7 protein-coding genes are annotated in these 4,907 nt (G+C 61.6%); all 7 read right to left on the bottom strand.

Going from position 1 to position 4,907, the window contains the following annotated elements; translation table 11 throughout:
• Window positions 1-716, bottom strand: a 716-nt coding sequence (locus AYR66_RS04450) for an RNA polymerase sigma factor (RefSeq protein ID WP_141104160.1), incomplete at its 3' end; no start/stop codon positions are given.
• Window positions 716-1,120 (bottom strand): VOC family protein, encoded by a 405-nt coding sequence (locus AYR66_RS04445; RefSeq protein WP_088706519.1) that lies wholly within the window; start codon window positions 1,118-1,120, stop codon window positions 716-718. The genes AYR66_RS04445 and AYR66_RS04450, both read right to left, overlap by 1 nt.
• A 19-nt stretch (window positions 1,121-1,139) precedes the next feature.
• On the bottom strand, window positions 1,140-1,562 hold the full coding sequence (locus AYR66_RS04440; RefSeq protein ID WP_088706518.1) for a YciI family protein: 423 nt from the start codon (window positions 1,560-1,562) through the stop codon (window positions 1,140-1,142).
• A gap of 94 nt (window positions 1,563-1,656) precedes the next feature.
• Window positions 1,657-2,013, bottom strand: a complete 357-nt coding sequence (locus AYR66_RS04435) for a YciI family protein (RefSeq protein WP_088706517.1) — start codon at window positions 2,011-2,013, stop codon at window positions 1,657-1,659.
• Window positions 2,014-2,054: 41 nt separating this feature from the next.
• Window positions 2,055-2,363 (bottom strand): DUF2471 family protein, encoded by a 309-nt coding sequence (locus AYR66_RS04430; RefSeq protein WP_088706516.1) that lies wholly within the window; start codon window positions 2,361-2,363, stop codon window positions 2,055-2,057.
• 323 nt (window positions 2,364-2,686) lie between these two features.
• Window positions 2,687-3,937 carry an Hsp70 family protein gene (locus AYR66_RS04425; protein WP_088706515.1) on the bottom strand — a complete coding sequence of 417 codons (1,251 nt, stop codon included), beginning with the start codon at window positions 3,935-3,937 and terminating at the stop codon, window positions 2,687-2,689.
• The gene (locus AYR66_RS04420) at window positions 3,934-4,767 is read right to left on the bottom strand and encodes a ParB N-terminal domain-containing protein (RefSeq protein ID WP_088706514.1); all 834 of its coding nucleotides are present in this window, start codon (window positions 4,765-4,767) and stop codon (window positions 3,934-3,936) included. Before AYR66_RS04420 ends, AYR66_RS04425 begins: the two co-directional genes overlap by 4 nt.
• Window positions 4,768-4,907 lie beyond the last annotated feature (140 nt).

Here is a 4,907-nt window from a genome sequence, read left to right as displayed (position 1 = left end):
GGCTCCGGCGCCGCCAGTTCCGCAAGCATGCGACCGAGCCGCAGGGCTTCATCGATGAGGGCCGGGCGCATCCAGTCGTCGCCGGCGGTCGCGGTATAGCCCTCATTGAATACGAGGTAGACGACTTCCAGTACGGATGCGAGACGTTCGGCGAGTTCATCGCCGCGCGGCACTTCGTACGGCACGCGGGAGTCGCGCAAGGTCCGCTTGGCGCGCACGAGGCGCTGCGCGATCGTCGGCTCGGGCACCAGGAAAGCCCGCGCAATTTCTTCCGTCGTCAGTCCGCCCAGCAGCTTGAGCGTCAGCGCGACGCGCGCCTCGGTCGACAGGACCGGATGGCAGGCGGTAAAGATCAGGCGCAGCAGGTCGTCGCCAATGTCGTCCGACCTGGCCGCATCCAGTTCATCCACAAAATCGGGCACGATCGATGCCTCCAGGGCGTCCAGTTCGCGGCCCCATTGCTCCAGCTTGGATTCGGCAAGCTTGATGTGCCGCAACCGGTCGAGCGCGCGGTTCTTCGCAGTAGCCATGAGCCACGCGCCGGGGTTATCCGGCACGCCATCCTTGGGCCAGTGTTCGAGTGCCGCCACCAGCGCATCCTGAGCGAGTTCTTCCGCCAGCCCGATATCGCGCACCAGGCGCGCCACGCCGGCGACAATCTTCGCGGATTCGATGCGCCAGACGGCGTCGATGGCCTTGTGGACGGGCGGGAACATCAGGCTTGCGGGGGTGTGCCGGTCATGTGGACCAGTTCCCAGATGTGGCCGTCGAGGTCTTCGAAGCCGTGGCCATACATAAAACCGTGGTCCTGGGGTTCACGCGGCGCCTTGCCGCCGGCGGCAATGGCTTTCGCCACCAGGTCGTCGACCTCGGCACGGCTGTCGCAGGACAGGCAGAGCAGGACCTCGGTGACCTTGTGCGCATCGGCGATGGCCTTGCCGGTGAAACCCTGGAAAAACGGTTCCGTCAGCAGCATCACATAGATCTCTTCCGAGACCACCATGCAAGCGGCCTTGTCGTTGGTGAACTGTGCGTTGAAACTGTAGCCGAGCGCGCCGAAGAAGGCTTTCGTGCGTTCGAGGTCCTTGACCGGGAGGTTGACGAAGATCTGCTTGTTCATGGGAAGCCTTCCTTTCTGTTTATTGTTTCTGTTCGCTGCCGACGCCCATCGCGCGGAACCGCTCGATGGCCGGGCTCTGGTCGAAATCCTCGAGTTCGTACAGCGGCCTGACCTCGATTTCCGCTTCGACGTCCTTGCCGTGCGGCGCCGGGAAGCGGCGCGACCATTCCAGCGCCTCGTCGCGCGAGCGGACCTGGATGATGGTGTAGCCGGCAACCAGTTCCTTGCTTTCGCTGAACGGGCCGTCGATGACCTGCCGCTTGCCGTCGGCATAGCGGATGCGCCAACCTTTGGATGTGGGCTGCAGGCCGGAGGCATCCAGCAGGACGCCGGCCTTGGCCAATTGCTCGTGGTAAGCCGCCATTTCGGCGAACAGGCTTTCGGGCGGCATGATGCCGGCCTCCGAATCTGCCGATGCCTTGACGATGATCATGAATCGCATGTCCGTTTCTCCTTTGCAGTAAAGGGCGTCTGTGCCGCCCCCTGATCACACGACGGACGAACGGCGGCGGAATCGACCGCCGGGCAAAAAAATTTCAGGAGACGTAACAAGGGGCGAGGCTGCGTACCTCGACCGTGCACCATTCCGCTGCCGGACAGCGAGCCGCGATGGCAATGGCTTCCTCGCGGGTGGCGCAATCAAGCAGGAAGAACCCGCCGATCATTTCCTTGGCTTCCGCAAATGGTCCATCGAGGACGGCAGCCTGGCCGCCGCGCACCTTCACGCGGGCTGCCGTGGATTGGGACGCAAGGGATTCGGCACCCAACAACAAGCCCTTCTCCTTCAGCTCGCCGGCGAAGCGGAGCATACGGTCATAGACCGCGCGGCCTTCAGCTTCAGTGCGATCCTGGCGCTGGCCGACCGGTTCGACGATGAGCAGCATGTAAGGCATGGCGTTTTCCTGTTGTTAAGCTGACTTGATTGTAGCCAAGCTTAGTGGAGCGTGTGATAAGCCTTGCGGATGAGTGTCAGGGTGACGGGGAGGGCGTCGTGGCAGCGCAGGTCTGCCGGCTGGTTCACGCGCGGCACATAACCCCAGCGGGACGAGCGCAACATGCGCACGTATTTGCGATCAAGGTCACCCGCTTCTTCCAGCGCCTTGAGGGCTTCCTTTTCGATTTCATGCACGAGACGCCAGGTCAGCGTACGCCCGGCCGTGCGGTGGCGTTCGACGATGGTGTCGACGGCGAGGGCCAGCCGCGCTTCGGCGGCGTGGAGCTTGTGGACTTCGAAGAATTTCATGGTGCTCACCTGCTTTAATACTGTATGTGCGTACAGTATAAATCAGATCGGAAGCGGGGATTCTGAGGACGAGCAAAAACTTCTCGGCAACCGGGAAGATGTTGATTCGACGGAAATCTTTTGGAAAGGAGAAGCAGAAATGAAAGCGCCCCATCCGTGATCCGGGTCCGCCTTTTGGCTGCCGACCTGATCCGCTCGATAGGGCGCTGGGCCTGCCGCCATGCATATCAGTTGCATGTGCAGCAGATGGGGAAATCATACCGGCGGTCCGGCCTCTAGTGGATGATACAAATCAACGTTTTTGTTATACATCTTTCCACACATCAAGAAAATTTCCTTGCGGCATCAATCGCAAGCCCGGCACCAATGCTCCCGAACAAATCTCCCTCGACATGTGCAGCCGTGGGGAACATGGACGCAATCTCCCGGCGCAGCAGCGGAACGCCGCTTGAACCACCCGTAAAGAACACCGTATCGACGCGTTCCGGCCCGATACCCGCGTCGGCAAGGAGGTCCGTAACGGACTTGCTGATGCCTGAAATGAGGTGCGCCACGGCGCCATTGAACGCATCGCGCTGCAAGGTGAATGCGAGATCCGATGCCAGCCTGTCGAGCAGCAGCGGGACTTCATCGGCATCGGACAGCGCGATCTTCGTTTCCTCGACCTTTTGCGCCAGCCAGTGGCCGTCGCGCTGGTCGACCAGCTTCAGCAGCCGCGCAAGCTTGTCGCGCTCCTGCGCGTCGCGGTAGACATCCTGCAGCTCGCGCCAGACCTTCTGTGAGTACGCGAAGTTGATGGTGTGCCAGGTCGCGAGATTGAAGTAATAGCTCGACGGCACTTCATTATTGTTCGTCATCCGCGTGCCCAGCCCGAGCTCGGGCATCACACCGGCCAGGCTCAGGTACTTGTCGAAATCCGTGCCGCCGATATGCACGCCGCCGGTCGCGAGGATATCGTCGTGCCGCTCGGCCTTGGCCGCGGCCGCCGGAGACAGGCGTACCAGCGTGAAGTCCGAGGTGCCGCCGCCGATGTCGATGACCAGCACCAGCTCCTCGCGGGTGATGCCCGATTCATAGGTGAATGCTGCTGCGATCGGCTCGTACTGGAAGCTTACGTCGCTGAATCCCGCCTTGCGTGCCAGTGCCAGCAACGTGTCCTCGGCGAGCTTGTCCGCGGTCGCATCGTCGTCAACGAAATGCACCGGCCGGCCGAAAACGGCATGCGAAAACGCCTTGCCGGCGGCCTGTTCGCCGCGCCGCTTCAGCTCGCCCAGGAATTGCGCGAGCAGGTCGCGGAACGGCAGAGCGCGCCCCTGCACCTCGGTCTGGCCTTCCATCAGGCCCGTACCAAGCAGGCTTTTCATCGAGCGCATCAGCCGGCCTTCCGTACCGGTCAAATACTCTGCCAGCGCAGCGCGTCCAAAGCTCGTGGTGTTGTCTTCGGCATTGAAGAACACGACCGAGGGCAGGGTGGCCTTGCCGTCTTCCAGGGGCAGGAGCAGGGATTCACCAGGGCGCACACTGCCGACCGTGGAATTGGAGGTGCCGAAGTCGACGCCGCAGGTATGGGTCATGATGCTTCCTTTTCACTGTGCTGTCGCCGGGCTTCGGAGAGGGCGATGGTGAGCTGCTGCACCTTTGCCCTGAGCGCGGCATTTTCGGCTTTCAGTTCCACGATACGGGCATTGGCTTCGCCGACATCGTCGATGGTTTCATGCGGTTCTGGCGGCGCTTCCGGTTTTGGCGCCCTGGCCGGCGACTTCGCTTCGCGCAGCTGTTTTGCGACCTGCCGCAATTCCTTCTTGCCGCCGTTGACGGCAGCCACCTGCTCCTCACTGGGAAGCGAAGCGACGGCTGCTGCAGCGTTCAGGGAAATCGTACCCGAGCGGACCGCCTCGACGAGTTCCGGCGTGGCCGTTTTCTGAATCTTTTCGATACGGCTGACGGTATTGCTGCTGATGCCGGCAACCTTGGCGACTTCTTCACGTGTTGCCAGCGGCGGGCGCTCCGGCGGCGTTTCAGGGGCTTTGGACTCGGTTTCCGGTGTGGTTTCGGGCTCCGCTTCCTTTTGCGCCTTGACCCGTTCGGACAGGATCGCCTTCTTGCGCAAGGCTAGCATGCCCCGCTGGAAATCGGACACGCTGCGCCGCGCGAGGTGGTTGTCGATCATCCACAGCATCACATCCTCGATCGAGCCGAACTTGTCATTCTGTACTGTGTTGTACGGAATGCCGTGCTTGCGGCAGATCGCGTAGCGGTTGTGGCCGTCGACCAGGACTTCGCCCCACAGCACCAACGCGTCGCGGCAGCCTTCGGCGAGGATGCTGCGTTCCAGGGCTTCGTATTCGTGGGTGGTAAGCGGGTCGACATAGGGCCGCAGTTCGTCGCTGATCCTGATATTCATGCTTTTCTGGAAGGTTGGGGGAGGTGGCCGCCAAATTCGGGGGGACGTATTCTAAGGGATTGCGCGAGGATGGTGGCATCTTCTTTAAAAGATTTGCCTTGGAATGAAAAGTGAACTATGCTTTCTTCAGAAAGGATTGA

The organism is Noviherbaspirillum denitrificans (genome assembly GCF_002211445.1).
GTDB lineage: Bacteria > Pseudomonadota > Gammaproteobacteria > Burkholderiales > Burkholderiaceae_D > Noviherbaspirillum > Noviherbaspirillum denitrificans.
The sequence above is the reverse complement of the archived record's forward strand: the minus strand, read 5'-3'. Positions and strand labels throughout refer to the sequence as shown.

Coding starts and splice junctions, on each gene's coding strand:
- AYR66_RS04425 (WP_088706515.1), bottom strand. CDS start 3,937: ATGACCCATACCTGCGGCGTCGACTTCGGCACCTCCAATTCCACGGTC.
- AYR66_RS04445 (WP_088706519.1), bottom strand. CDS start 1,120: ATGAACAAGCAGATCTTCGTCAACCTCCCGGTCAAGGACCTCGAACGC.
- AYR66_RS04435 (WP_088706517.1), bottom strand. CDS start 2,013: ATGCCTTACATGCTGCTCATCGTCGAACCGGTCGGCCAGCGCCAGGAT.
- AYR66_RS04430 (WP_088706516.1), bottom strand. CDS start 2,363: ATGAAATTCTTCGAAGTCCACAAGCTCCACGCCGCCGAAGCGCGGCTG.
- AYR66_RS04440 (WP_088706518.1), bottom strand. CDS start 1,562: ATGCGATTCATGATCATCGTCAAGGCATCGGCAGATTCGGAGGCCGGC.
- AYR66_RS04420 (WP_088706514.1), bottom strand. CDS start 4,767: ATGAATATCAGGATCAGCGACGAACTGCGGCCCTATGTCGACCCGCTT.